This is a genomic window from Xanthomonas sp. F1, assembly GCF_014199855.1.
The window spans coordinates 410,783-431,439 of the sequence record NZ_JACHOK010000003.1; the positions used below are offsets into that span (position 1 = coordinate 410,783).

23 protein-coding genes and 4 tRNA genes are annotated in these 20,657 nt (G+C 69.4%); 14 read left to right on the top strand and 13 right to left on the bottom strand.

The features are described 5' to 3' along the window. Positions 1-74: 74 nt before the first annotated feature. From ybaK to wrbA, 4 genes are all read right to left on the bottom strand, one after another. Complete coding sequence (gene ybaK / locus GGR71_RS10650; protein ID WP_160959177.1) at positions 75-548, bottom strand: Cys-tRNA(Pro) deacylase; 474 nt, start codon at positions 546-548, stop codon at positions 75-77. Positions 549-557: 9 nt separating this feature from the next. After that, positions 558-1,043 (bottom strand): asparaginase domain-containing protein, encoded by a 486-nt coding sequence (locus GGR71_RS10655; RefSeq protein ID WP_017909075.1) that lies wholly within the window; start codon positions 1,041-1,043, stop codon positions 558-560. Positions 1,044-1,122: 79 nt separating this feature from the next. Further along, on the bottom strand, positions 1,123-1,479 hold the full coding sequence (locus GGR71_RS10660) for a DUF2069 domain-containing protein (RefSeq protein ID WP_160959180.1): 357 nt from the start codon (positions 1,477-1,479) through the stop codon (positions 1,123-1,125). Beyond that, on the bottom strand, positions 1,476-2,072 hold the full coding sequence (gene wrbA, locus GGR71_RS10665) for an NAD(P)H:quinone oxidoreductase (RefSeq protein ID WP_160959182.1): 597 nt from the start codon (positions 2,070-2,072) through the stop codon (positions 1,476-1,478). The genes GGR71_RS10660 and wrbA overlap by 4 nt, the downstream gene beginning before the upstream one ends. Before the next feature lie 76 nt (positions 2,073-2,148). Here wrbA and GGR71_RS10670 point away from each other — a divergent pair, with 76 nt between their 5' ends. Beyond that, on the top strand, positions 2,149-3,423 hold the full coding sequence (locus GGR71_RS10670) for a YihY family inner membrane protein (RefSeq protein WP_160959185.1): 1,275 nt from the start codon (positions 2,149-2,151) through the stop codon (positions 3,421-3,423). After that, positions 3,420-4,067 (top strand): TlpA family protein disulfide reductase, encoded by a 648-nt coding sequence (locus GGR71_RS10675; protein ID WP_456362609.1) that lies wholly within the window; start codon positions 3,420-3,422, stop codon positions 4,065-4,067. The genes GGR71_RS10670 and GGR71_RS10675 overlap by 4 nt, the downstream gene beginning before the upstream one ends. A 466-nt stretch (positions 4,068-4,533) precedes the next feature. Here the strand turns inward: GGR71_RS10675 and ppk2 are convergent, their stop codons facing one another. The 9 genes from ppk2 to hemA form a co-directional block, all read right to left on the bottom strand. Continuing rightward, positions 4,534-5,322 (bottom strand): polyphosphate kinase 2, encoded by a 789-nt coding sequence (ppk2, locus tag GGR71_RS10680; RefSeq protein ID WP_160959188.1) that lies wholly within the window; start codon positions 5,320-5,322, stop codon positions 4,534-4,536. Next, a complete protein-coding gene (locus GGR71_RS10685; RefSeq protein ID WP_010341252.1) occupies positions 5,319-5,663 on the bottom strand; it encodes a helix-turn-helix domain-containing protein in 345 nt (114 codons plus the stop codon). Before GGR71_RS10685 ends, ppk2 begins: the two co-directional genes overlap by 4 nt. A 13-nt stretch (positions 5,664-5,676) precedes the next feature. After that, on the bottom strand, positions 5,677-6,195 hold the full coding sequence (gene moaB, locus GGR71_RS10690; protein WP_160959190.1) for a molybdenum cofactor biosynthesis protein B: 519 nt from the start codon (positions 6,193-6,195) through the stop codon (positions 5,677-5,679). 161 nt (positions 6,196-6,356) lie between these two features. Then, positions 6,357-6,623, bottom strand: a complete 267-nt coding sequence (locus GGR71_RS10695; RefSeq protein ID WP_131721595.1) for a hypothetical protein — start codon at positions 6,621-6,623, stop codon at positions 6,357-6,359. Between the two features lie 302 nt (positions 6,624-6,925). After that, positions 6,926-7,531 carry a hypothetical protein gene (locus tag GGR71_RS10700; protein WP_237474322.1) on the bottom strand — a complete coding sequence of 202 codons (606 nt, stop codon included), beginning with the start codon at positions 7,529-7,531 and terminating at the stop codon, positions 6,926-6,928. Between the two features lie 308 nt (positions 7,532-7,839). Continuing rightward, on the bottom strand, positions 7,840-9,555 hold the full coding sequence (locus tag GGR71_RS10705; RefSeq protein WP_160959192.1) for an O-linked N-acetylglucosamine transferase, SPINDLY family protein: 1,716 nt from the start codon (positions 9,553-9,555) through the stop codon (positions 7,840-7,842). A gap of 40 nt (positions 9,556-9,595) precedes the next feature. Next, positions 9,596-10,048, bottom strand: a complete 453-nt coding sequence (locus tag GGR71_RS10710; protein WP_160959195.1) for a GNAT family N-acetyltransferase — start codon at positions 10,046-10,048, stop codon at positions 9,596-9,598. After that, on the bottom strand, positions 10,045-11,130 hold the full coding sequence (gene prfA / locus GGR71_RS10715; protein WP_160959197.1) for a peptide chain release factor 1: 1,086 nt from the start codon (positions 11,128-11,130) through the stop codon (positions 10,045-10,047). Before prfA ends, GGR71_RS10710 begins: the two co-directional genes overlap by 4 nt. Continuing rightward, positions 11,108-12,391, bottom strand: coding sequence for a glutamyl-tRNA reductase (hemA, locus tag GGR71_RS10720; protein ID WP_160959199.1), 1,284 nt, complete (start codon positions 12,389-12,391; stop codon positions 11,108-11,110). The genes prfA and hemA overlap by 23 nt, the downstream gene beginning before the upstream one ends. Before the next feature lie 66 nt (positions 12,392-12,457). On the opposite strand from hemA, the gene GGR71_RS10725 reads away from it, so the two are divergent. The 12 genes from GGR71_RS10725 to GGR71_RS10780 form a co-directional block, all read left to right on the top strand. Next, on the top strand, positions 12,458-14,128 hold the full coding sequence (locus tag GGR71_RS10725) for a tetratricopeptide repeat protein (protein ID WP_160959202.1): 1,671 nt from the start codon (positions 12,458-12,460) through the stop codon (positions 14,126-14,128). Then, a complete protein-coding gene (gene lolB / locus GGR71_RS10730; RefSeq protein WP_160959205.1) occupies positions 14,125-14,778 on the top strand; it encodes a lipoprotein insertase outer membrane protein LolB in 654 nt (217 codons plus the stop codon). Before GGR71_RS10725 ends, lolB begins: the two co-directional genes overlap by 4 nt. Beyond that, the gene (gene ispE / locus GGR71_RS10735; protein WP_160959208.1) at positions 14,775-15,638 is read left to right on the top strand and encodes a 4-(cytidine 5'-diphospho)-2-C-methyl-D-erythritol kinase; all 864 of its coding nucleotides are present in this window, start codon (positions 14,775-14,777) and stop codon (positions 15,636-15,638) included. Before lolB ends, ispE begins: the two co-directional genes overlap by 4 nt. A 13-nt stretch (positions 15,639-15,651) precedes the next feature. Further along, positions 15,652-15,728 (top strand) — tRNA-Gln (locus tag GGR71_RS10740). A 133-nt stretch (positions 15,729-15,861) separates the two neighbouring features. Then, positions 15,862-16,821, top strand: coding sequence for a ribose-phosphate diphosphokinase (locus GGR71_RS10745; RefSeq protein WP_017911658.1), 960 nt, complete (start codon positions 15,862-15,864; stop codon positions 16,819-16,821). A 168-nt stretch (positions 16,822-16,989) separates the two neighbouring features. Beyond that, a complete protein-coding gene (locus tag GGR71_RS10750) occupies positions 16,990-17,640 on the top strand; it encodes a 50S ribosomal protein L25/general stress protein Ctc (RefSeq protein WP_160959210.1) in 651 nt (216 codons plus the stop codon). A gap of 53 nt (positions 17,641-17,693) precedes the next feature. Continuing rightward, positions 17,694-18,278, top strand: coding sequence for an aminoacyl-tRNA hydrolase (gene pth, locus GGR71_RS10755; RefSeq protein ID WP_160959213.1), 585 nt, complete (start codon positions 17,694-17,696; stop codon positions 18,276-18,278). Between the two features lie 75 nt (positions 18,279-18,353). Continuing rightward, the gene (gene ychF / locus GGR71_RS10760; protein WP_160959215.1) at positions 18,354-19,445 is read left to right on the top strand and encodes a redox-regulated ATPase YchF; all 1,092 of its coding nucleotides are present in this window, start codon (positions 18,354-18,356) and stop codon (positions 19,443-19,445) included. A gap of 159 nt (positions 19,446-19,604) precedes the next feature. Then, a tRNA-Tyr gene (locus GGR71_RS10765) sits at positions 19,605-19,690 on the top strand. Positions 19,691-19,722: 32 nt separating this feature from the next. Beyond that, positions 19,723-19,796 (top strand) — tRNA-Gly (locus GGR71_RS10770). Positions 19,797-19,826: 30 nt separating this feature from the next. Beyond that, a tRNA-Thr gene (locus tag GGR71_RS10775) sits at positions 19,827-19,902 on the top strand. A gap of 45 nt (positions 19,903-19,947) precedes the next feature. Then, positions 19,948-20,657 (top strand): GTP-binding protein (locus GGR71_RS10780; RefSeq protein ID WP_184451908.1); only part of this gene is annotated, 710 nt, incomplete at its 3' end.

Genomic DNA, 20,657 nt, shown 5'->3' on the forward strand with positions numbered 1-20,657 from the left:
GCGATGGCGCAGGCCGCCGGCCGGCGCGGCAATCGGAAAGATCGCGATCTACGCCACCCGCTCCGGCGCCGCCATCACTCGCACAGATCGCAGGCGTGCGCCTGCAGGGCGTCGAGGACCTGCGCGGCGTCCATCTCCAGCAGCAGGCCGCGTTGTCCGGCGTTGAACCACACGCTGCCCGCGCCCAGCGCCGATTGCTCCACCAGCACCGGCGCCGGCCGTTGCTGGCCCAGCGGGCTGATGCCGCCGACCTTGTAGCCGGTGCGGCGCTCGGCCTCGGCGGCCTCCATCATCCGCGCCGCCTTGCCGCCCGCCGCGGCGGCCAGCTTCTTCAACTGCACGCGGCGATCGGACGGCACCACCACGCAGACCGCGCGCGTGTCGACCCAGGCCATCAGACTCTTCAGCACCCGCTCCGGCGGCAGGCCCAGCGCTTGCGCGGCCTGCAGGCCCTTGGCGCCGGCCTCGGTGGCGTAGTCGTAGGGATGCAGCCGATAGACGACGCCGGCTGCGTCCAACGCCTTGGTCGCGCGCGTGGCCTTGGACATCGCGGTCGCTCAGGCGGCTTCGAAGCGGTTCGCCGCCACGTTCTTGCGCACCTTCTGCGGGTCCCAGATGCGCCCGTTCATGGCGATGTAGACGCCGGCCGGCAGCGACTGCACTGCGCCGACCGCGCAGCCGATGTTGAACTCGGCGTCGGAGCCGCGGAAGCGCGCCGGGTTCAGCGCGCCGGTCATCACGATGGTCTTGCCTTCGATCGCCTGCAGCACCTTGCCGGTCTGCACCATCGAGTCGGTGCCGTGGGTGATCAGCACGTGCCGCGCCGACTGCGCAGCGATGGTGGCGCGGATCAGTTCGCGGTCTTCGTCGGTGATGTGCAGCGAATCCTTGCGGATGATCGGGATCACGGTGAAGCGGAAGGTCACGCCCAGTTCCTTGAGGATCTGGCCGATCTGCGGGTCGCCGATCTGGTAGTCGGACTTGTCGTCGAAGTAGATCTTGTCGATCGTGCCGCCGGTGGTGACGATCAGGAGTTCTTCCATTGCCGTTCCTAGAAGCATGTCGGGACGCGGCCGTGGCCGCGCAGGCCGTCCATGATACCGGGCGCGGCGGGGCGGCCGCTCAGTCGCGCCCGGCCGTGCCGCGACGGCGGGCGAAGCGCGCGTGGATCCCCGGCGCGCTGGACAGGCCTACCACCAGCAGCGCCAGCAGCAGCTCGGCCCAGCCGTAGCCGCGCTGCGGCGGGTGGCTCCAGGCGGTCATCACCCCGTGGCTGAACCACAGCAGCGCGCCGACGCCGCTCCAGAACCGCGCCAGCGCCGAGCCGCGCAGCACGCCCACGGCGAGCAGCAACGGCGGCAGCGCGAACACCAGCAGGGCGGCGAGACGGTGGCGATCGTCGTGGAACCAGGCTGCGAACAGTGCCGCCAGCGCCAGCAGCGTCGCCCCCAGCGCCACCCGCAGGCGCGCGCCGCTCATGGCGCCGCCAGGCGTTGTGCGATGTCGGCCAGGCGCCGGCCGAGCGCGCGTGCCAGTTGCGCTTCTTCCTCGCTGGGCTGCGGATCGTCGTCGGCACCGGCAACGTGGCTGGCCCCGTACGGCGTGCCGCCACTGCGGGTGCTGCTGAGCAGCGGTTCGGTGTAGGGAATGCCGACGATCAGGCAGCCGTGGTGCAGCAGCGGCAGGTGCATCGACAGCAGGGTGGCCTCCTGGCCGCCGTGCAGCGACGCGGTCGAGGTGAATACCGCCGCAGGCTTGCCGGCGAGGGTGGCGCTGGCCCAGTCGGCGCCGAGCCCGTCGATGAAGTGCTTGACCGGTGCGGCCATGTTGCCGAAGCGGGTCGGGCTGCCCAACGCCAGGCCCACGCACTCGCGCAGGTCGCTGGCGTCCACGTACGGCGCGCCGCTGTCGGGTACCGGCGGTGCGCTGGTCTGGGTGACCGCGGCCACCGGTGGCACGGTGCGCAGACGCGCGGCCATGCCCGGCACCTCGCCGACGCCGCGGGCGATCTGCCGCGCCAGGCGCGCCACCGAGCCGCCGCGGCTGTAGTACAGGACCAGAATCTCGGCCATGCGGCCCTCTCGTGGATCGAAACGGCGGTCAGTATCGACGATGCCGGCGTCCATGCGCATCGGGTACCCTTGCCCGATGCAGCCGCTGGACACCGTCAATCTCTGGGCCGATCGCCTGCGCGACCGAGCGCGCATGCGCAGCTTCGCCGGCTTCCTGTGGCGGCGCTTCATCGACGACCGGCTGTTCCAGGCCGCGGCCTCGCTGGCCTACACCACCATCTTCGCGCTGGTGCCGCTGGCGGTGGTGGTGTTCGGGGTGCTGTCGGCGTTCCCGGTGTTCGACAAGTGGAGCGACCAGCTCAGCGACTACATCTTCTCCAACTTCGTGCCCGCCGCGGCGCGCTCGGTGGAGTCCTACCTGCGGCAGTTCTCGGCCAGTGCCGGGCAACTGACCACCGCCGGCGTGATCGCGCTGGTGGTCTCGTTGCTGATCACCCTCAACAGCGTCGAGCAGACCTTCAACCAGATCTGGCGGGTGGTGTCGGCGCGGCCGCAGCTGACCCGCTTCCTGGTGTACTGGACGGTGTTGACCCTCGGCGCGCTGCTGGCCGCGGCCTCGCTGGCGGTGTCGGCGCGGTTCTTCGCGCTGCCGCTGTTCAAGACCAGCGAGGGCCGGATGCTGGCGCAGGTGGTGCTGAGCGTGGCGCCGGTGCTGATCGAGTTCGTCTGCATCACCCTGGTGTACCGGGTGGTGCCGCACCACACGGTCAAGCTGCGCCACGCGGTACCGGGCGCGCTGCTGGCGGTGCTGCTGCTGGAACTGGTGAAGTGGGGGCTGAGCCTGTACCTGGGCAGCTTCCAGTCCTACCAGCGCATCTACGGCACGGTGGCGTTCGTGCCGATCTTCCTGTTGTGGATCTACCTGAGCTGGATCGCGATCCTGCTCGGCGCCTCGGTGTCGTCCTCGATCGCCGCGTTCCGCTACCAGCCGGCCTCGATGCGCCTGCCGGCCGGCTACGAGATCTACGGCCTGCTGCGCCTGCTCGGGCGCTTCGCGCAGGCGCGCAAGCAGGGCAGCGGACTGCAGGAGGACCAGATCCTGCAGTTGGAGCCGATGCTGACCGATTCGCTGATGCAGCAGTTGCTGTGCGAACTGGAACGCATCCGCCTGCTCCGCCGCACCGAGCAGGGCGACTGGCTGCTGGCCCGCGACCTGAGCGACCTGCCGGTGGCCGAGCTGTACGAGAACTGCCAACTGCGCATCCCTGTCGTCGAGACCTATCTGCCGTGCCGCGACGACGCCCTGGGACAGGCGGCGTGCCGCGCGCTGGACGAACTGCGCCTACCGTTGCGCGACGTGCTCAAGCGTCGCGTCGGCGACCTCTACACCGAGATCGGAGACCTTGCATGACCGCCATGCGCCTGTTGTTCCCGCTGTTCGCCGCCGCCGCCCTGCTCGCCGGGTGCGACCGCCAGCCCACGCCCAAGCCGGCCGACGGCACTGCCACGTCCGCAGCGCCATCCGCGCCCAAGGCGCCGACCGCCCCGCCAGCGCCGGAGGCCCCCGCCGCTCCGGCGGCAGGACCGTCCGTGGTGCAGGAGACCCGCCCCGAGCCGACCCTGAAGATGAAGGCGGTGGATGGGCGCGAGTACGACCTGGCCGCGCATCGCGGGCAATGGGTGGTGGTGAATTTCTGGGCCACCTGGTGCGCGCCGTGCCTGAAGGAGATGCCGGAGTTGTCGGCCCTGCACGTGATGCGCGACAACATCGAGGTGGTGGGCCTGGCCTACGAGGACATCGAGCCGGCGGAGATGCAGGCGTTCCTGAAGCAGCATCCGGTCGCCTACCCGATCGTCATCGTCGACACCTATGCGCCGCCGGCCGACTTCGCCACCCCGCGCGGCCTGCCGATGACCTACCTGATCGCGCCCGACGGCAAGGTCGCCAAGCAGTTCCTGGGGCCGGTCACTGCCCACGACATCGAAACCGCGATCGCCGCCGCCGGTGGCCCGGCGCCCGGGCAGGGCAAGGGGAAGGCGAAGGCGGCGGGGTGAGGGTGTCTGGCTAGGCGGCGTGGCCGCTGCCGCCCGGGATTGGGCATTCGGGATTGGGGATCGGGATGCGCGCTTCCGTGCGTGTGGAAGCGCCATCGGATCGCCTTGGCATCGCTGTGGCATCCCTGCAGGGGTGGCTTCAGCCGCGACCTGAAAAGCTGATCGGTGGTGATGTTGCGGGTGAGCCCGCAATTCCATCCGATGCGTCGGAAACCGAGGGTAGTGCTTGTGGGAGGGACTTCAGCCCCGACGCCTTGCGCGACGGGAGGATGGGATGGCTTCGCGCGTCGCGGCTGACGCCGCTCCTACAGGAGGCAGGTGCCTGCTTTGCACTCCGTGGCCGAGATCCATCGTAGGAGCGGCTTCAGCCGCGACCTGTTCCCACCGAAGCGGCTGACCGCGCGTGCCCAGGGACGTGCATTCGGACGACGACTGCAAGCCGCACGCTTCAACGAATCCCCAATCCCTAATCGCTACTCCCCGCCTCATACGACGCGATCGGCTGCAGCAGCCCGAACTTTTCCTTGTGCAGCTTGTGCTTCAGTGGCGGCAGGTCCAGGTCCGGTTCGTGCAGGCGGGTTTCCGGCAACTGGTCGAGCAGGTGCCGGATCAGGGTCAGGCGGCCGCGCTTCTGGTCGTTGAAGTCGACCAGGGTCCACGGCGCATAGTCGCGATGCGTGGCCTCCAGCATCGCTTCGCGCGCGCGGGTGTAGTCGGCGTACTGGCTGCGCGACTTCAGGTCCACCGGCGACAGCTTCCAGCCCTTCAGCGGATCGTGCAGACGTTCGGCGAAGCGCTTTTCCTGCTGCGCCTGGTCCACGCACAGCCAGTACTTGAACAGGCGGATGCCGTCGTCCACCAGCAGCCGCTCGAACAGCGGGGTCTGGCGCAGGAAGGTGTGGTACTCGGCATCAGTGCAGTAGCCCATGACCCGCTCCACCCCGGCGCGGTTGTACCAGCTGCGGTCCATCAGCACGATCTCGCCGGCGGCCGGCAGGTGTGCGACGTGGCGCTGGAAATACCACTGCGTGGCTTCGCGGTCGGTCGGCTTGGGCAGGGCCACCACCCGGCACTGGCGCGGATTCAGGTGTTCGGCGATGGCCTGGATCGCGCCGCCCTTGCCGGCGGTGTCGCGGCCTTCGAACAGCACCAGCACGCGCTCGCCGCTGTGCTGCACCGCCTGCGCCATCGCCATCAGTTCCAGCTGCAGCGGCTGCATCAGGGCCTTGTACTGCTTGCGCTTGAGATGACTCATTTGCTGCTCCGCTTGCGGGTGCCGGTGCCGGCCATGCTGCGCGCCACTTCCAGCAGCGCGCCCTGCTGGCGGGCGTCGAGGGCGCGGTAGGCCTGCAGCAGGTCGTGCTCGCCGCGGGTGCGCGCAGGGTCCAACTGGCTGGCCAGTTCGCCGAGCAGGGCGCCGGCGGGGACGCCGAAGGTGCGCGCCAGCGCGGTGAGCTGGGCGCGTCCGGGCAGTTTCTCGCCGGCCATCCAGGCCTTGACCGTGGCCGCGCCGGCGCGGGGAATGGCCGCGGCGATGTCCGCGGCGCTCATGCCGCTGGCCTTGGCCAGCAGGCGCAACGTGGTGTCCAGGGGCATGCGGGAGTCCAGGTCATTCCTTCAGCCGCGGGCGCAGCGTGGCCAGATTGCAGGGGCGGGTGCGGGCATCCAGTTGCGCGGCGATGATCCGCTCCCAGGCCGTGCGGCAGGCCGAGGTGGAGCCGGGCAGGCAGAACAGGAAGGTGGCGTTGGCCAGGCCGGCGAAGGCGCGCGACTGCAGCGAGGAGGTGCCGATCTCCTCGACGCTGATCGCACGGAACAGTTCGCCGAACCCCGGCATCTGCTTGTCCAGTAGCGGCAGCAGGGCCTCGGGCGTGGAATCGCGGCCGGTGAAGCCAGTGCCGCCGGTGACCAGGATGCCGTCCACCTCGGGGTCGGCGATCCAGGCCGAGACCGTGGCGCGCATCCGGTAGCGGTCGTCCGGCAGCAGCTCCCGTGCGTGCAGGCGATGGCCGGCGCCGACGAGGGCGGCGACCAGGTAGTCGCCGGAGCTGTCCTGTTCGGGGGTGCGCGTGTCCGAGACGGTCAGCACGCACAGGTTCAAGGCGATGAAATCGGCGTTGGCGCTCATGGCGGCAGCCTAGCGGCTCGCCCGGCCGGCGTATAGCCTGCCTGCGCCGCCGCTTCAGCTGCGGTGGCGCCGCGGCCATCGCCTGCCGGATGAGACCGGCCCGCACCCGGCAGAGGCAGGCTGCGTGGCGTGTCGGCCCCGCGTGAGGCCGATGCCGGCGCCTAATCGCGATCGAGCCGCTTCATGCTGAGGATCGGCGTATTGATCAGGCGATTGCCGATGGTGAATTGCAGGATGGTTGCGCCCTCCACGTGAATCCAGGCGTCCTGGCTGCGGATATGCAGGAAGGTGGTGTCCTTTTCGGCGAAACCATCGGGATCCGCGCGCAGGAACACGGTGCCGTTGCCGTTCGCCGCGCCGGTCATGCGGACGGCGGTGTTGTTGGTGATTGCGGCGGTGTCGGCATTGCGCGCGACGCCGATCAGCACTTCGAAAGCCATGGCGAGTCTCCTCATTGATCAGGCACGGGTATGGGCGGGGCCTGGCAGGGCACGCCGGTCGCCGCGCGTTGCAGCGCGACAGGGCCACTATCGTTGGCGCGGGAGGAGGGGGCACTCGGCGCAAGCCTGATTGCCGAGGGGCGAACATCTGATTGCGGCATGGCCGCGCATCGGAATATTCATCCGGAGCGGTGAGCCGCTTCGCTGGTCGATCGCCCAGGATGCGATGGAGCGGCATGGTCGCGCGTGTCGGTCGATCCAGACCTGCGTGCGACGTGGTCGCCATCTTTTCATGTCAGAGCCAGCGTGCGTGGCCGGAAGCGGCGTACGCTGGCGGCACGATCGGCGGCCAGCGGCAGGCGCTCGGGCTCGCGCTGCAGTGCGCGTCGCTGCGCGTCGGCGCTGAGCCACTCGGTGCATTCGAGCAGGGTGCGGCCGTCGTCGGACAGATACAGATGCGCGGCGATCAACCCGCGCAGCGCATGCGCGCCATCCTGCAGAGCGGCGAAGGCGGTATCGGCACGACCCTGTGCCTGCGCTGCATCGCGTGTCGCGATCCGTGTCACCACCACACAGGATGGCGCACGGTGCGGATCGGACACGCCACTGCGAATGCGCCGATAACGGCGCAGTGTCCTACGCAGCCCCGGCAGACGTGCGCGCAGCAGTTCATGCAGTTCGGGCGCCGCGTCGCAGCAGCAGCGTGCGTACAGCAGGTCGGGCGTATCGCCCAGGGACTCCATCCAGGTCAGCGCATGCAGGCGGTGGTCGCACAGGCCGCGCACGCGATCGAGCAATGCGATGCGGTCGGGAAGAGGCGCCTCGGCAAGCAGCATGCTGCGCGCGGGTGCGGAAGAGACGGGCGTTGGGATCGGGAACGGCAGCGACATCGACATCGCGGGATCTGCACGGGGAGCGTGCGCGCAGTGTCGGACCTCAAGTTGACTTGAGGTCAAGCGCTACGGTGGCTCGGTTTGCGATATGGGCGAATGCGCACATCCGCCTCGCTGGCTGCCGTTGGCCGCGTCGCTGCGACCTGCAGCGGCGGGTCGTTCATCCCATGGGTGCGCCATGACCTTGCGTGCGCTCGGCGATGAGAGGCGGCGATGCGCATGTACCCGCGGCGATGCTGATGGCGACGTCGCCATGCAGTGCGTTGTTTGATGCGCCGCCGCGGCCCTGTGGCGCATCCGCAAACGATCGATCAGGCCGAAGCTGCGCTTTGCCAACCGTGGTGCGAAGCGGTGTCGCGCAGCAGCGTTGCGAAGTCGTCGGCGAACCCTTGCATGTCGAACAGGCCGCTGTCCGCGCGCCGCGCGTGCAGCCGCTCGCGCAGCGCCTGCAGCGCCGCGGGATCGCGACCCAGGCGCACCGCGGCGGCGACGAACGCTTCGTCGTCGGCGGCATTCATCTCGTCCAGGCCGAGATGATGGTTGAGGCTGCCGGCCACGCGTGCGGCGAAGGTGCTGTCGGGGCAGGTCAGCACCGGGCAGCCGGCCCATAGGGCATCGGACGCGGTGGTGTGGGCGTTGTACGGATGCGTGTCCAGGAACAGGTCGGCGTGCCGGTAGCGCGCCAGATAGTCCGGGTGTGCCAGCTTGGGCATGAAGCGCAGGCGCGTCGGCTCCACGCCGGCCGCAGAGGCGGCCGCGCGCAGCCGGTCGTCGGCCTGGCCCGGGCCGGACAGCAGCCACAGCACGCTGTCGGGCACCTGCCGCAGCACCTCCAGCATCCGCGCCATGCTGCGCGGGCCGAGCTTGTAGCTGTTGTTGAAGCAGCAGAACACGGTGCCACGCTCGGGCAGGCCGCAGTTGCGGCGCGAAGGTGGATCGCCGACGTGGCGGGTGGCGTCGGACGGCTGGAAGGCGCGTGGCAGCCGCAGCACCCGCTCGCTGTAGTGCGCGGCCAGCGCCGGCGGCAACGCATAGGCGTCGCCGACCACGTAGTCGATCCACGGCGCGCCGGAGGTGCCGGGGTAGGCCAGCCAGTTCAGTTGCACCGGCGCAGGGCGCAGCGCCAGCACTTCCGGCGTGCCGCCGCCGCCCCAGCCGCGCAGATCGAACAGCAGGTCGATGCCGGCGTCGCGGATGCACTGTGCGATCTGCCGATGCGGCAGTCCGGCCACGGCGTGCCACGCGTGTGCGGCGGCCTGCAGGCGTGCGCGGAGCGCGCTGCGGTCGTCGCCGTTGAGCGCGAACAGGTGCACCTGCAGGTCGGCATGCGTGCGCAGGTGCTCGAACGGGGCGACGGTCAGCAGGCCGGTGGGGTGCGCACCGAAGCCGTTGGACAGGAAGCCGACGCGCAGCGCGCCATCGCGGCGCACCTGCGTGGCCGGTAGTGGCGTCAGGGTGCGCGCCAGCGCCTGGGCGCGGTTGCGCGCGCAGCGCAGTTGCTCGTCCGCGCCCGCATCCTCGTTGAGGAAGGCGAACGGTTCGATCGCCGGGTGTCCCTGCCGTACCGCGCTGCGCACCTGCTGCGACAGCGCGTCCAGTCCGCGCCAGTCGCACAGCTTGCGGCGCCAGTTCAGCAGGTAGGCGGCGATCGACGGTTCCTGCGGTAGCAGGGCGTGCGCATGCGCGTAGGCCTGCGCCGCGGCTTCGGCCTCGCCGTTGTCCTCCAGCGCGTGGCCCAGCCACACCGCGATGCCCGGGTGCTGCGGCGCTTGCTGCAGCGCCTCGCGCAACGCCTGCGCGGCCTCGGCATAGCGGCCATGGGTCCAGCGCACCCGGCCCAGCCGCGCCAGCGCTTCCGGATGGCCCGGGCGCAACTGCAGCGCGCGCAGGGCCGCCTGTTCGCCTGCCGCCACCGCGCCGGCGCCGAGCTCGGCGTCGGCGAGCATCACCCAGGCCAGGAAATCCTGTGGATCGCGCCGTACCGCGGCCTGCAGTCGCAGGCGTTCGTCGGCGCCGCCGCCGTTCATGCGGCCGTGATGGCCGCGACCGACCGCGTGCGGCGCATGCTCACGGCACCAGCGCCTTGACGTAGTGCTGCGCACTCAGGTCCTGCTGCCAGCCGCAGGCGCGGTACAGCGCCTGCGCGGACAGATTGTCCTGCGCCGTCTCCAGCACGATGCGCACCGCGCCATCGGCCGCGGCGTGGCGTTCGGCGGCGTGCAGCAGCGCTTGCGCCACGCCATGACGGCGGTGTGCAGGCGCCACATACAGATCGTTGAGGATCCACACCCGCGCCGCCCGCACCGAGGAGAAGGACGGATACAACTGCACGAAGCCGGCCGCCTGCGCATCGCGCTCGGCCAGCAGCACGACCGATTCGGCGTTGGCCAGGCGCGCGGCCAGGAAGGCGTACGCGGTCGCCGCATCCGGCGCCTGCCCGTAGAACTGTCGGTAGGCGTCGAACAGCGCTGCCAGCGCCGGCAGGTCCTGCGCATCGGCCTGGCGCACGCGCACGCTCATGGGCTGTCGCTCAGGCGCGCCAGTTCGTCGACCTGGTGCTCGTGGCTCAGCCGTCCGATCAGTGCATCCAGGTCGCCCTCGATCACGTTCGGCAGGTCGTACAGGGTCAGGCCCTCGACGCGGTGATCGGTGATGCGGCCCTGCGGGAAGTTGTAGGTGCGGATGCGCTGGCTGCGGTCGCCGCTGCCGACCTGCAGCTTGCGGTCCTGCGCCTCGGCCGCGGCCTGCTTGCTGCGCTCGGCCTCCAGCAGCTGCGCCTTGAGCCGCTTCAGCGCCTTGTCGCGGTTGGCATGCTGGCTGCGTTCGGTCTGGCACTCCACCACCACGCCGCTGGGCACATGGGTGATGCGGATCGCCGACTCGGTCTTGTTGACGTGCTGGCCGCCGGCGCCGGAGGAGCGGAAGGTGTCGATCTTCAGGTCGGCCGGGTTGATCGCGATTTCCTCCACGTCGTCGGCCTCGGGAATGATCGCCACCGTCGCCGCGGAGGTGTGGATGCGGCCCTGCGACTCGGTCGCCGGCACGCGCTGCACGCGGTGCGTGCCGGATTCGAACTTCAGTTTGGAATAGGCGCCGCGGCCGACGATGCGCGCCACGACCTCCTTGTAGCCGCCGTGCTCGCCGGGGCTGTCCGATTCCACTTCCACCTTCCAGCCCTGGCGCTCGGCGTAGCGCGCGTACATGCGGAACAGGTCGCCGGCGAAGATCGCCGCCTCGTCGCCGCCGGTGCCGGCGCGCACTTCCAGGAACAGGTTGCCGTCGTCGCGCGGATCGCGCGGCACCAGCAGCAGCGCCAGTTCCGCGTCCAGTTCGGCCAGGCGCGCCTGCGCGGCGCCGATTTCCTCCTCGGCCAGTTCGCGCAGTTCCGGATCGGCGCGCATCGCCTCGGCCGAGGCCAGGTCGGCCTTGGCCGCGGCCTCGGCGGCCAGCGCGGCGGCGACCGGCTCCAGTTGCGCGAACTCGCGCGAGTAATCGCGGAAGCGCGTGTTGTCGCTCACCACCTCGGGGTCGGACAGCAGGCGTTCGAGTTCTTCGCGACGCTCGGCCAGCGCCTCCAGCTTACGGCGCAGGGTCGGTGTCATCGGTCTTCAGGATGGGGTGGAAATAGCCCGGCTTCTCCGGGAACAGACGCTCGGCGGCGCGGGCCAGCTCGGCGTCGCCGCGCAGCGCCGCCTCGCGCAGCGCCGCGGTGGGCGGATGCAGCAGGCGGTTGGTCAGGGTGTTGGCGAGGAACTCCAGCACCTCGTCGGCGGGCTTGCCGTGCGCCAGTTGCTGCCGCGCCTTGGCCAGCACGTCGTCGCGGGTGCTGTCGCCGTGCGCACGCAGGCGCTTGAGCGGCGCCTGGCGGGTGCTGGCCTGCAGCGCCTCCATGTAGCGCACGACCTGCAGGTCGATGATCGCCTCGGCCGCTTCGGCGGCCTCGCGGCGGCCGCGGCGGTTGTCCTCGACCGCGCGCTCCAGGTCGTCGACGGTGTACAGGTAGGCGTCGGCCAGGTCGGCCACGCCGGCCTCGATGTCGCGCGGCACCGCCAGGTCGAACAGCAGCATCGGCTTATGCTTGCGCGCACGCAGCGCCTGCTCGACCTGCGCCCGGGTCACCACCGGCTCGCGCGCGGCGGTGGCCGAGAACACCACGTCGGCCTCGTGCAGGTGGCGCTCCAGTTCGCTCAGCGGCAGCGCCACGCCGCCGTGGCGGCTGGCCAGCTCCTGCGCGTGGGCGAGGGTGCGGTTGGCGATCAGCAGGCGCCGCACGCGGCCCTCGCTGAGATGCTTGGCGGCCAGCTCGATGGTCTCGCCGGCGCCGACCAGCAGCACGGTGGATTCGCTGAGCCGGGCGAAGGAACTCTGCGCCAGGCGCACCGCGGTGGAGGCGACCGAGACCGGATTGGCGCCGACCCGGGTGTCGGTGCGCGCGCGCTTGGCCACCGAGAAGGTCTGCTGGAACAGGCGATCCAGGCGGCTGCCCATCGCCCCGTGCTCGCGCGCCAGCGACCAGGCGTCCTTCACCTGGCCGAGGATCTGCGGCTCGCCCAGCACCATCGAGTCCAGCCCGGTGGCGACCCGGAACAGGTGCCGCACCGCGTCGGCGTCCTGGTGCTGATACAGATAACCGTGCAGGCCGGCGGCGTGCGAATCCAGCCAGTCGGCCAGGTGCTGCGCATCGCCGGCGATGGCGTACAGCTCGGTGCGATTGCAGGTGGACAGCAGCGCCGCCTCGGCGACGTCGGGCAGCGCGCGCAGCGATTGCAGCGCGCGCGGCAATGCGTCACCGGCGAATGCCACCCGTTCGCGCAGGTCGACCGGCGCGGTCTGGTGGTTCAATCCGAGCACCCACAACGTCATCTGTTCAGTTGCTTGCGATAAGCTGCTGGCCATTCAGGGCCCCATTTTACGGCCCGGCCGCTTCCGATGCCCGCATTGATTCGCATCCGTACCATTCTGCTGCTGTCCGCAATCGCCGCCGTGGCCGCACCGGCCGCGGCCAAGGCGCCGAGCCCCGCCCAGGACGTGATGACCCCGGTCCTGGCCGGCGAGTTCGCCCTGCAGGCCGGGCAACTGGCCGACGCCTCGCGCTGGTACCTGCAGGCCGCCAACGACAGCCCCGGCGACGCCGGCCTGGCCGAACGCGCCACCCGCATCGCGATGCTGGCCAACGACAGCGCCGCCGCCGCCCAGGCCCTGGCGCTGTGGCGGCAGCGCGCGCCCGAGTCGCTGGCCATGCGCAGCGCCGAGGCCTCGCTGGCCCTGCGCAACGGCAACCTGCGCCAGGCGCGCAGCCTGCTGGTGGCCTTGCTGCGCGACAAGGACCCGCGCGGCTGGCGCTTCGCCCTGATCGCCCTGGTCAGCGGCAACCGCGATCCGGAGGTGGCGGCCAAGGCCCTGGACCAGTTGCTCGACGCCAATGCCATTCCCGACCAGCTCGAGGCATGGCAGGAGTTCGGGCGCCTGGCGCTGCGCCTGGACCAGCCCAAGCTGGCCGAGCGCATCGTCGACCAGTTGGTCAAGCGCTTCCCGCAGGAGCCGCGCGTGGCGCTGCTGCATGCCACCCAGCTGCAGCAGGCGGGCAAGACCGAGCAGGCGCGCGCGCTGCTGCAGGGCGTGGAGCCGAAGGTGGCGGGCGATCCGGAACTGCGCACCGCACTGGCCTATGCCTACGACGCGATCGGCGACACCGCTGCCGCGGCGCGGGTGCTGGCGCTGGGGTCGCAGACCACGCAGAACTACGGCCTGCGCGCCTCGATGCTGGCCAAGCTGCAGGACAACGCCGCCTTGACCGCGCTGTACGACGAGTTGCGCAAGGGCGCCGACCGGCCAGACCCGGAGCGGCGCCTGCTGCTCGGCAAGATCGCCGAGTTCCTCAAGCGCAACCAGGAAGCGGTGGACTGGTACCGCGGCGTGCCGGGTGGCCCGCTGCGCAGCGAGGCGCGGCTGCGCGCCGCCGGCGCGCTGTACGCGCTGGGCCAGAAGGACGCGGCCTTCGCCGAGGCGCGCGCGCTGCAGGACGATGCCGAGGCCGACGATGCCGCGCGCCGCGACGCCTACGTGCTGGAGGCGGAACTGCGCCAGCGCAGCGGCGACGATGCCGGCGAGCTGCAGGTGTTCGAACGCGGCCTGGCCGCGTATCCGGACGACAACGCGCTGCTGTACGCGCGCGGGCTGTCCTGGGAGCGCCGCGACCGCATCGATCGCGCCGAGGCCGACCTGCGCAAGATCCTGGTCACCGAGCCGGAGAACGTGGCGGCGCTGAACGCGCTCGGCTACACCCTGGCCGATCGCACCAAGCGCTATCGCGAGGCGTTGCAGCTGATCGATCGCGCCCGCACCGCCGACCCCGACAATGCCGCGATCATCGACAGCTACGGCTGGGTGCTCTACAGGCTCGGCAAGACCCAGGAGGCGCTGGTGCAGCTGCGCCGCGCCTGGAGCCAGGTGAAGGATCCGGAGATCGCCGCGCACATCGGCCAGGTGCTGTGGGAGCAGGGCAAGCACGAAGAGGCCAACAAGTACTTCGACGAGGCGCGCAAGCTCGACCCGGACAATCGCGCGCTGCGCCGCGCCCTGGAACAGGTGAACCCGTGAGGCCTGGCCTGCGCGCCGCGTGGACGCTGGCCGCCGGGCTGCTGCTGGCCGGCTGCAGCGCGCTGCCGACCCGCACCGCGGCGCCGGCCGCCGTCGGCACGCCCGATGCCGCCGCGCAGCAGGCCGAGGCGGCGCGCGCGCAGTGGCTGCAGGCGCATCCGGACTGGGCGTTCCAGGGGCGGGTCGCGATCAGCAACGGCCGCAATGGCGGCAGCGGCCGCATCGACTGGAAGCAGCAGCATCGCCAATACGAGGTGCAACTCAGCGCGCCGGTGACCCGGCAGAGCTGGCGCCTGATCGGCGACAGCCACTCCGAGGCCGGGCGCCTGGAAGGCATGGAGGGCGGGCCGCGCGAAGGCGAAAACGCCGAACAACTGCTGCTGGAAGCGACCGGCTGGGAAATCCCGGTCAATTTGTTGCCGCAGTGGGTGCGCGGGCAGGTGGCGTGGGATACCGAAGCGCCCGAACACGTGGACTACGATGCCCAGGGGCGGCCGCGCACCTTGCGGCAGATGGGCTGGGACATCGAGTTCCAGGAGTGGTACCCGCCCAGTGACGGCCAGCCGGCCCTGCCGCGGCGCATCGAGGCGCGCAGTGGCGACGCCAAGGTGCGCTTGCTGGTGGATCACTGGGACATTCCGGCGCCATGAGCGCGGCCGTCGACGGGGGCTGGTCGTCCTGGCCGGCCCCGGCGAAGCTGAACCTGTTTCTGCAGATCACCGGCCGCCGAGCGGACGGCTACCACCAGTTGCAGACCGTGTTCCGCCTGTTGGACTGGGGCGATACGGTGCATCTGCGGCCGCGCGCGGACGGGGTGGTGGCGCGGATCGGCCCCTCCGTGGCCGGTGTCGCCGAGGCCGACGACTTGCTGGTGCGCGCCGCGCGGCTGCTGCAAAAAGCGGCGAATGTCGCGCAAGGTGTGGATATCTGCGTCGAAAAGCGCATTCCGGCGGGCGGTGGCTTCGGCGGTGGCTCGTCCGATGCGGCGACCGCACTGGTGGCGCTGAACGCGCTGTGGGGCGCCGGGCTGGACGAGGACGCCCTGGCCGGCCTCGGCCTGTCGCTGGGTGCGGATGTGCCGGTGTTCGTGCGCGGGCGCGACGCCTGGGCCGAAGGCGTGGGCGAGCAACTGACCCCGCTCGCCCTGCCGCCGGCCTGGTATGTGCTGGCCGATCCTGGCGTGCACGTGCCCACCGCGGCGCTGTTCCAGTCCCCGGATTTGACGCGGGATGCTGCGCCCGCGAAAATAGCGGACTTCGTTTCAGGTTTCCTGCTCGGTAACGCGTTCGAGCCGGTCCTGCTTCGCCGCGAACCGGCCGTCCAGGCCACGTTCCAGGCGCTGGCGCGGATCGGTACGCCACGCCTGACCGGGTCGGGGAGCGGTTGTTTCGTCGAGTTCGCCGATCGCGCTGCCGCCGTGCGCGCGCTGGCGGACTTGCCGGATGGGATGCGCGCCTGGGTGGCAGGTGGTGTCCCGCGTTCGCCGCTGCTCGACGCGCTGGAGGCTTGACACAGGTTTACGCAGGGGCGTCGCCAAGAGGCCCAAGGCACCAGGTTTTGATCCTGGCATTCGTAGGTTCGAATCCTACCGCCCCTGCCATTATGCGAGTCCCTCGCAAAAGCCCGCACATCCATGTGCGGGGGTTCAACAGGTAGAAGCGTCGCTCCGCCTGGCTTTCCGATTCATCTTTATTTTCGCCACACGCTCTTTGCAGCCACCCGAGAGACTCCTCATGCAAGACCAACGCAACCTGCTGGTGTTCTCCGGCAACGCCAACAAGCCCCTGGCCAAAAGCATCTGCCGCGAGCTGGGCGTACGCCCCGGCAAGGCGATGGTCTCCAGCTTCTCCGACGGCGAAGTGCAGGTGGAGATCGAGGAGAACGTGCGCCGGCAGGAAGTGTTCGTGATCCAGCCGACCTGCGCGCCCAGCGCAGAGAACCTGATGGAGCTGCTGGTGATCATCGACGCGCTCAAGCGCGCCAGCGCCGCCAGCGTCACCGCGGTGGTGCCGTACTTCGGTTACTCGCGGCAGGACCGGCGCATGCGCTCCTCGCGCGTGCCGATCACCGCCAAGGTCGCGGCGAAGATGTTCAGCGCGGTCAATGCCGACCGCGTGCTGACCGTGGACCTGCACGCCGACCAGATCCAGGGCTTCTTCGACATCCCGGTCGACAATGTCTACGCCTCGCCGCTGCTGCTGGCCGACATCTGGCGCGCCTACGGCACCGACAACCTGATCGTGGTGTCGCCGGACGTGGGCGGCGTGGTGCGCGCCCGCGCCGTGGCCAAGCGCCTGGACGATGCGGACCTGGCGATCATCGACAAGCGCCGTCCGCGCGCCAACGTGTCCACGGTGATGAACATCATCGGCGACGTCGAGGGCAAGACCTGCGTGTTGGTCGACGACATCGTCGACACCGCCGGCACCCTGTGCGCCGCCGCGGCCGCGCTGAAGGAGCGCGGCGCACTGAAGGTCGCCGCGTACTGCACGCACCCGGTACTGTCCGGCCCGGCGGTGAGCAACATCAGCAATTCGCAGCTGGACGAACTGGTGGTCACCGACACCATTCCGCTGTCGGAGGCCGCCCGCGCCTGCGGCAAGATCCGCCAGCTCAGCGTCGCCGAACTGCTGGCCGAAACCATTCGCCGCATCGCCTTCGGCGAGTCGGTGAGTTCGTTGTACGTCGATTGATTCAAGGGCGGGGATTGGGGATTCGAAATTCGGGATTCGCAACAGCGCCGCTTCGGCGAATCCCCAATCCCGAATCTCCAATCCCTGCTCTACACAGACTCTTCTGGTCGCGGAAGAGTCATCAAAACCGCCGCGAGGCGGTTCATTCAACCAAGGTAGTAAACGCAAATGGCAACCACGCATGAAATCAAGGTTCAGCGCCGCGAAGTCGAGGGCAAGGGTGCGAGCCGCCGCCTCCGTCGCGACGGCCTGATCCCGGCGATCGTCTACGGTGGCGATCTGAAGCCGGTCAACATCCAGCTCGACCACAACGAAGTCTGGCTGGCCAGCCAGAACGACTGGTTCTATTCGTCCATCCTCAGCCTGAGCCTGAACGGCGACGTGCAAAAGGTGCTGCTGCGCGATATGCAGCGTCACCCGTTCAAGCAGCTGATCATGCACATCGACTTCCAGCGCGTGAACGACAACGAGGCGCTGCACGCGTCGGTGCCGCTGCACTTCCTCAACGAGGACGTGTCCCCGGCCGGCAAGTCGGCCGAAGTGGTCGTGACCCACGAGCTGAACGAAATCCAGGTCGTGTGCCTGCCGAAGGACCTGCCGGAGTTCGTCGAAGTCGACCTGTCGGCGCTGTCGGTCGGCGACGTGATCCATCTGTCCGACCTGAAGTTGCCGGCCGGCGTCGAGCTGCCGGAACTGAAGCTGGGCAAGGAGCACGACGTGGCGGTGGTCATCGCCAAGCACGGTCGTGTCGAGGAAGAGCCGGAAGCCACCGACGCGGCGGCTGCCGCTGCCGAGCCGGCCAAGAAGGACGGCAAGTAATCGCCTGCGCAGCGTCCGGACTTCGGTCCGGATGCTGCGGCGATGCATTGCGCATGACTGGTCTGCGTCTGATCGTCGGCCTGGGCAATCCCGGTGCCGAACACGCGAACACCCGGCACAACGCCGGGTTTCGTTTTGTCGACGCGTTGGCCGAGCGGGCCGGCGCGCGCTGGAGCGTGGACGCCAAGCTGTTCGGCGAGACCACCAAGATCGAGGTCGCGGGGCAGGCGGTCTGGCTGCTGAAGCCGGCCACCTTCATGAATCTCAGCGGCAAGTCGGTGACGGCCGCATTGCGCTTCTGGAAGATCGAACCGGCGCAGGCGCTGCTGGCGCATGACGAGCTGGACCTCGCGCCAGGTACGGCGCGGCTCAAGTTCGACGGCGGCCACGGCGGCCAGAACGGACTGCGCGATACCATCCGTCTGCTCGGGCATGCTGGCTTCCACCGCCTGCGCATTGGCATCGGCCATCCCGGCCACAAGGACAAGGTGGTGCCGTGGGTGCTGGGACGCGCCGGCAAGGACGACCAGGTGCTCATCGACCGCGCCATCGACGACGCCATCGAGGTGCTGCCGCTGGCCGTGCAGGGCGACTTCAACGAGGCGATGAAGCGGTTGCATACGAGCAGGGGCGCGTGATTGGGGATTGGGGATTCGCGGCCGCGCGGCTGGGCGAATCTCCAATCCCGAATCCCAAATCCCGGAATCTGAAACATGGGCATCAAATGCGGCATCGTCGGCCTGCCCAACGTCGGCAAGTCGACCCTGTTCAATGCGCTGACCAAGGCGGGCATCGCCGCGGCCAATTTCCCGTTCTGCACCATCGAGCCGAACGTGGGCGTGGTGCCGGTGCCGGATCCGCGTCTGAACGCGCTGGCGGCGATCATCAATCCGCAGAAGGTCGTGCCGACCGCGGTCGAGTTCGTCGACATCGCCGGCCTGGTCGCCGGTGCGGCCAGCGGTGAGGGCCTGGGCAACAAGTTCCTGGCGCACATCCGCGAGGTCGATGCGATCACCCACGTGGTGCGCTGCTTCGAGCATGGCGACATCATCCACGTGAACAACAAGGTCGACCCGGTCTCCGACATCGAGACCATCGATACCGAGTTGGCCCTGGCCGACCTGGACAGCGTGGAGAAGGCGCTCAACCGCGCCGAGCGCTCGGCCAAGGGTGGCGACAAGGACGCGGCGGCGCGCAAGCCGGTGCTGGCCAAGCTGCAGGCCGCGCTGGCCGAGGGCAAGGCCGGGCGCAACGCCGGCCTGGACGAGGAGGAGAAGGCGCTGGTGCGCGATCTGTTCCTGCTCACCCTCAAGCCGGTGATGTACATCGCCAACGTGCTGGAAGACGGGTTCGAGAACAATCCGCACCTGGATGCGGTGCGTGCGCATGCCGCCGCCGAGGGCGCCGAGGTGGTGCCGGTGTCGGCGGCGATCGAGGAAGAGCTATCGCAGCTGGACGACGCCGACCGCGATGCGTTCCTGGCCGATCTGGGTCTTAACGAGCCGGGCCTGAACCGGGTGATTCGCGCCGGTTACACCCTGCTGGGGCTGCAGACCTATTTCACCGCCGGCGTGAAGGAAGTGCGCGCCTGGACGGTCAAGGCCGGGTCGACCGCGCCGCAGGCCGCGGCGGTGATCCACACCGACTTCGAGAAGGGCTTCATCCGCGCCGAAACCATCGCCTACGACGACTTCATCAAGTACAAGGGCGAGGCAGGGGCCAAGGAAGCCGGGCGCCTGCGTCTGGAAGGCAAGGAATACCGCGTGCAGGAAGGCGATATCCTGCATTTCCGCTTCAACGTCTGAGGCGTGCGTGCGCCCCGGCCGGGCGCATGCGGGCCGCGACGATTTCCTGCGACATCGCGTCAAAATACTGTTGACAAGGCGGGGATGTCAGGGAAGAATAGCGGGCTGTTTCACCCCTCTCTGATTTCGGCCTTGCAGCCGGGTTCGAGTGGGTAAGTTGGAGGGATACCCAAGCGGCCAACGGGGGCAGACTGTAAATCTGCTGGCTTACGCCTTCGGTGGTTCGAATCCACCTCCCTCCACCAGTTATTTTGTTGTGGCAGTGCGGCATCCCGTAGCGGGAGTAGTTCAACGGTAGAACCTCAGCCTTCCAAGCTGATGGTGCGGGTTCGATTCCCGTCTCCCGCTCCATTGAACGCGCTTGTGCCACAATAGAACAACGCTCACGTAGCTCAGTCGGTAGAGCACCTCCTTGGTAAGGAGGAGGTCGAAGGTTCGATTCCTTTCGTGAGCACCATATTCAGTCGTCAAATCTTTCTACGATCACCGAGAAGAAGCAGCCATGGCCAAGGGTAAGTTCGAGCGCACCAAGCCGCACGTCAACGTCGGCACCATCGGTCACGTCGACCACGGCAAGACCACGCTGACCGCGGCGCTGACCAAGATCGGCGCAGAGCGCTTCGGCGGCGAGTTCAAGGCGTATGACGCGATCGACGCGGCGCCGGAAGAGAAGGCGCGCGGCATCACGATCTCGACCGCCCACGTGGAATACGAATCCCCGACGCGCCACTACGCGCACGTGGATTGCCCGGGTCACGCGGACTACGTCAAGAACATGATCACCGGTGCGGCGCAGATGGACGGCGCGATCCTGGTGTGCTCGGCCGCTGACGGCCCGATGCCGCAGACCCGCGAGCACATCCTGCTGTCGCGCCAGGTCGGCGTGCCGCACATCGTGGTGTTCCTGAACAAGGCCGACATGGTCGACGACGCCGAGCTGCTCGAGCTGGTCGAGATGGAAGTGCGCGAGCTGCTGAGCAAGTACGACTTCCCGGGCGACGACACCCCGATCATCCACGGTTCGGCCCGCCTGGCGCTGGAAGGCGACCAGAGCGAGATCGGCGTGCCGGCGATCCTGAAGCTGGTGGACGCGCTGGACTCGTTCATCCCGGAGCCGCAGCGCGACGTGGACAAGCCGTTCCTGATGCCGGTGGAAGACGTGTTCTCGATCTCGGGCCGCGGCACCGTGGTGACCGGCCGTATCGAGCGCGG

Coding starts and splice junctions, on each gene's coding strand:
- GGR71_RS10670 (WP_160959185.1), top strand. CDS start 2,149: ATGCAGCCGCTGGACACCGTCAATCTCTGGGCCGATCGCCTGCGCGAC.
- GGR71_RS10685 (WP_010341252.1), bottom strand. CDS start 5,663: ATGCCCCTGGACACCACGTTGCGCCTGCTGGCCAAGGCCAGCGGCATG.
- GGR71_RS10660 (WP_160959180.1), bottom strand. CDS start 1,479: ATGAGCGGCGCGCGCCTGCGGGTGGCGCTGGGGGCGACGCTGCTGGCG.
- prfA (WP_160959197.1), bottom strand. CDS start 11,130: ATGACACCGACCCTGCGCCGTAAGCTGGAGGCGCTGGCCGAGCGTCGC.
- wrbA (WP_160959182.1), bottom strand. CDS start 2,072: ATGGCCGAGATTCTGGTCCTGTACTACAGCCGCGGCGGCTCGGTGGCG.
- ppk2 (WP_160959188.1), bottom strand. CDS start 5,322: ATGAGTCATCTCAAGCGCAAGCAGTACAAGGCCCTGATGCAGCCGCTG.
- GGR71_RS10675 (WP_456362609.1), top strand. CDS start 3,420: ATGACCGCCATGCGCCTGTTGTTCCCGCTGTTCGCCGCCGCCGCCCTG.
- ybaK (WP_160959177.1), bottom strand. CDS start 548: ATGTCCAAGGCCACGCGCGCGACCAAGGCGTTGGACGCAGCCGGCGTC.
- hemA (WP_160959199.1), bottom strand. CDS start 12,391: ATGACGTTGTGGGTGCTCGGATTGAACCACCAGACCGCGCCGGTCGAC.
- GGR71_RS10700 (WP_237474322.1), bottom strand. CDS start 7,531: ATGTCGATGTCGCTGCCGTTCCCGATCCCAACGCCCGTCTCTTCCGCA.
- GGR71_RS10750 (WP_160959210.1), top strand. CDS start 16,990: ATGGCAACCACGCATGAAATCAAGGTTCAGCGCCGCGAAGTCGAGGGC.
- pth (WP_160959213.1), top strand. CDS start 17,694: ATGACTGGTCTGCGTCTGATCGTCGGCCTGGGCAATCCCGGTGCCGAA.
- GGR71_RS10710 (WP_160959195.1), bottom strand. CDS start 10,048: ATGAGCGTGCGCGTGCGCCAGGCCGATGCGCAGGACCTGCCGGCGCTG.
- GGR71_RS10705 (WP_160959192.1), bottom strand. CDS start 9,555: ATGAACGGCGGCGGCGCCGACGAACGCCTGCGACTGCAGGCCGCGGTA.
- GGR71_RS10655 (WP_017909075.1), bottom strand. CDS start 1,043: ATGGAAGAACTCCTGATCGTCACCACCGGCGGCACGATCGACAAGATC.
- moaB (WP_160959190.1), bottom strand. CDS start 6,195: ATGAGCGCCAACGCCGATTTCATCGCCTTGAACCTGTGCGTGCTGACC.
- ispE (WP_160959208.1), top strand. CDS start 14,775: ATGAGCGCGGCCGTCGACGGGGGCTGGTCGTCCTGGCCGGCCCCGGCG.
- GGR71_RS10745 (WP_017911658.1), top strand. CDS start 15,862: ATGCAAGACCAACGCAACCTGCTGGTGTTCTCCGGCAACGCCAACAAG.
- ychF (WP_160959215.1), top strand. CDS start 18,354: ATGGGCATCAAATGCGGCATCGTCGGCCTGCCCAACGTCGGCAAGTCG.
- GGR71_RS10725 (WP_160959202.1), top strand. CDS start 12,458: ATGCCCGCATTGATTCGCATCCGTACCATTCTGCTGCTGTCCGCAATC.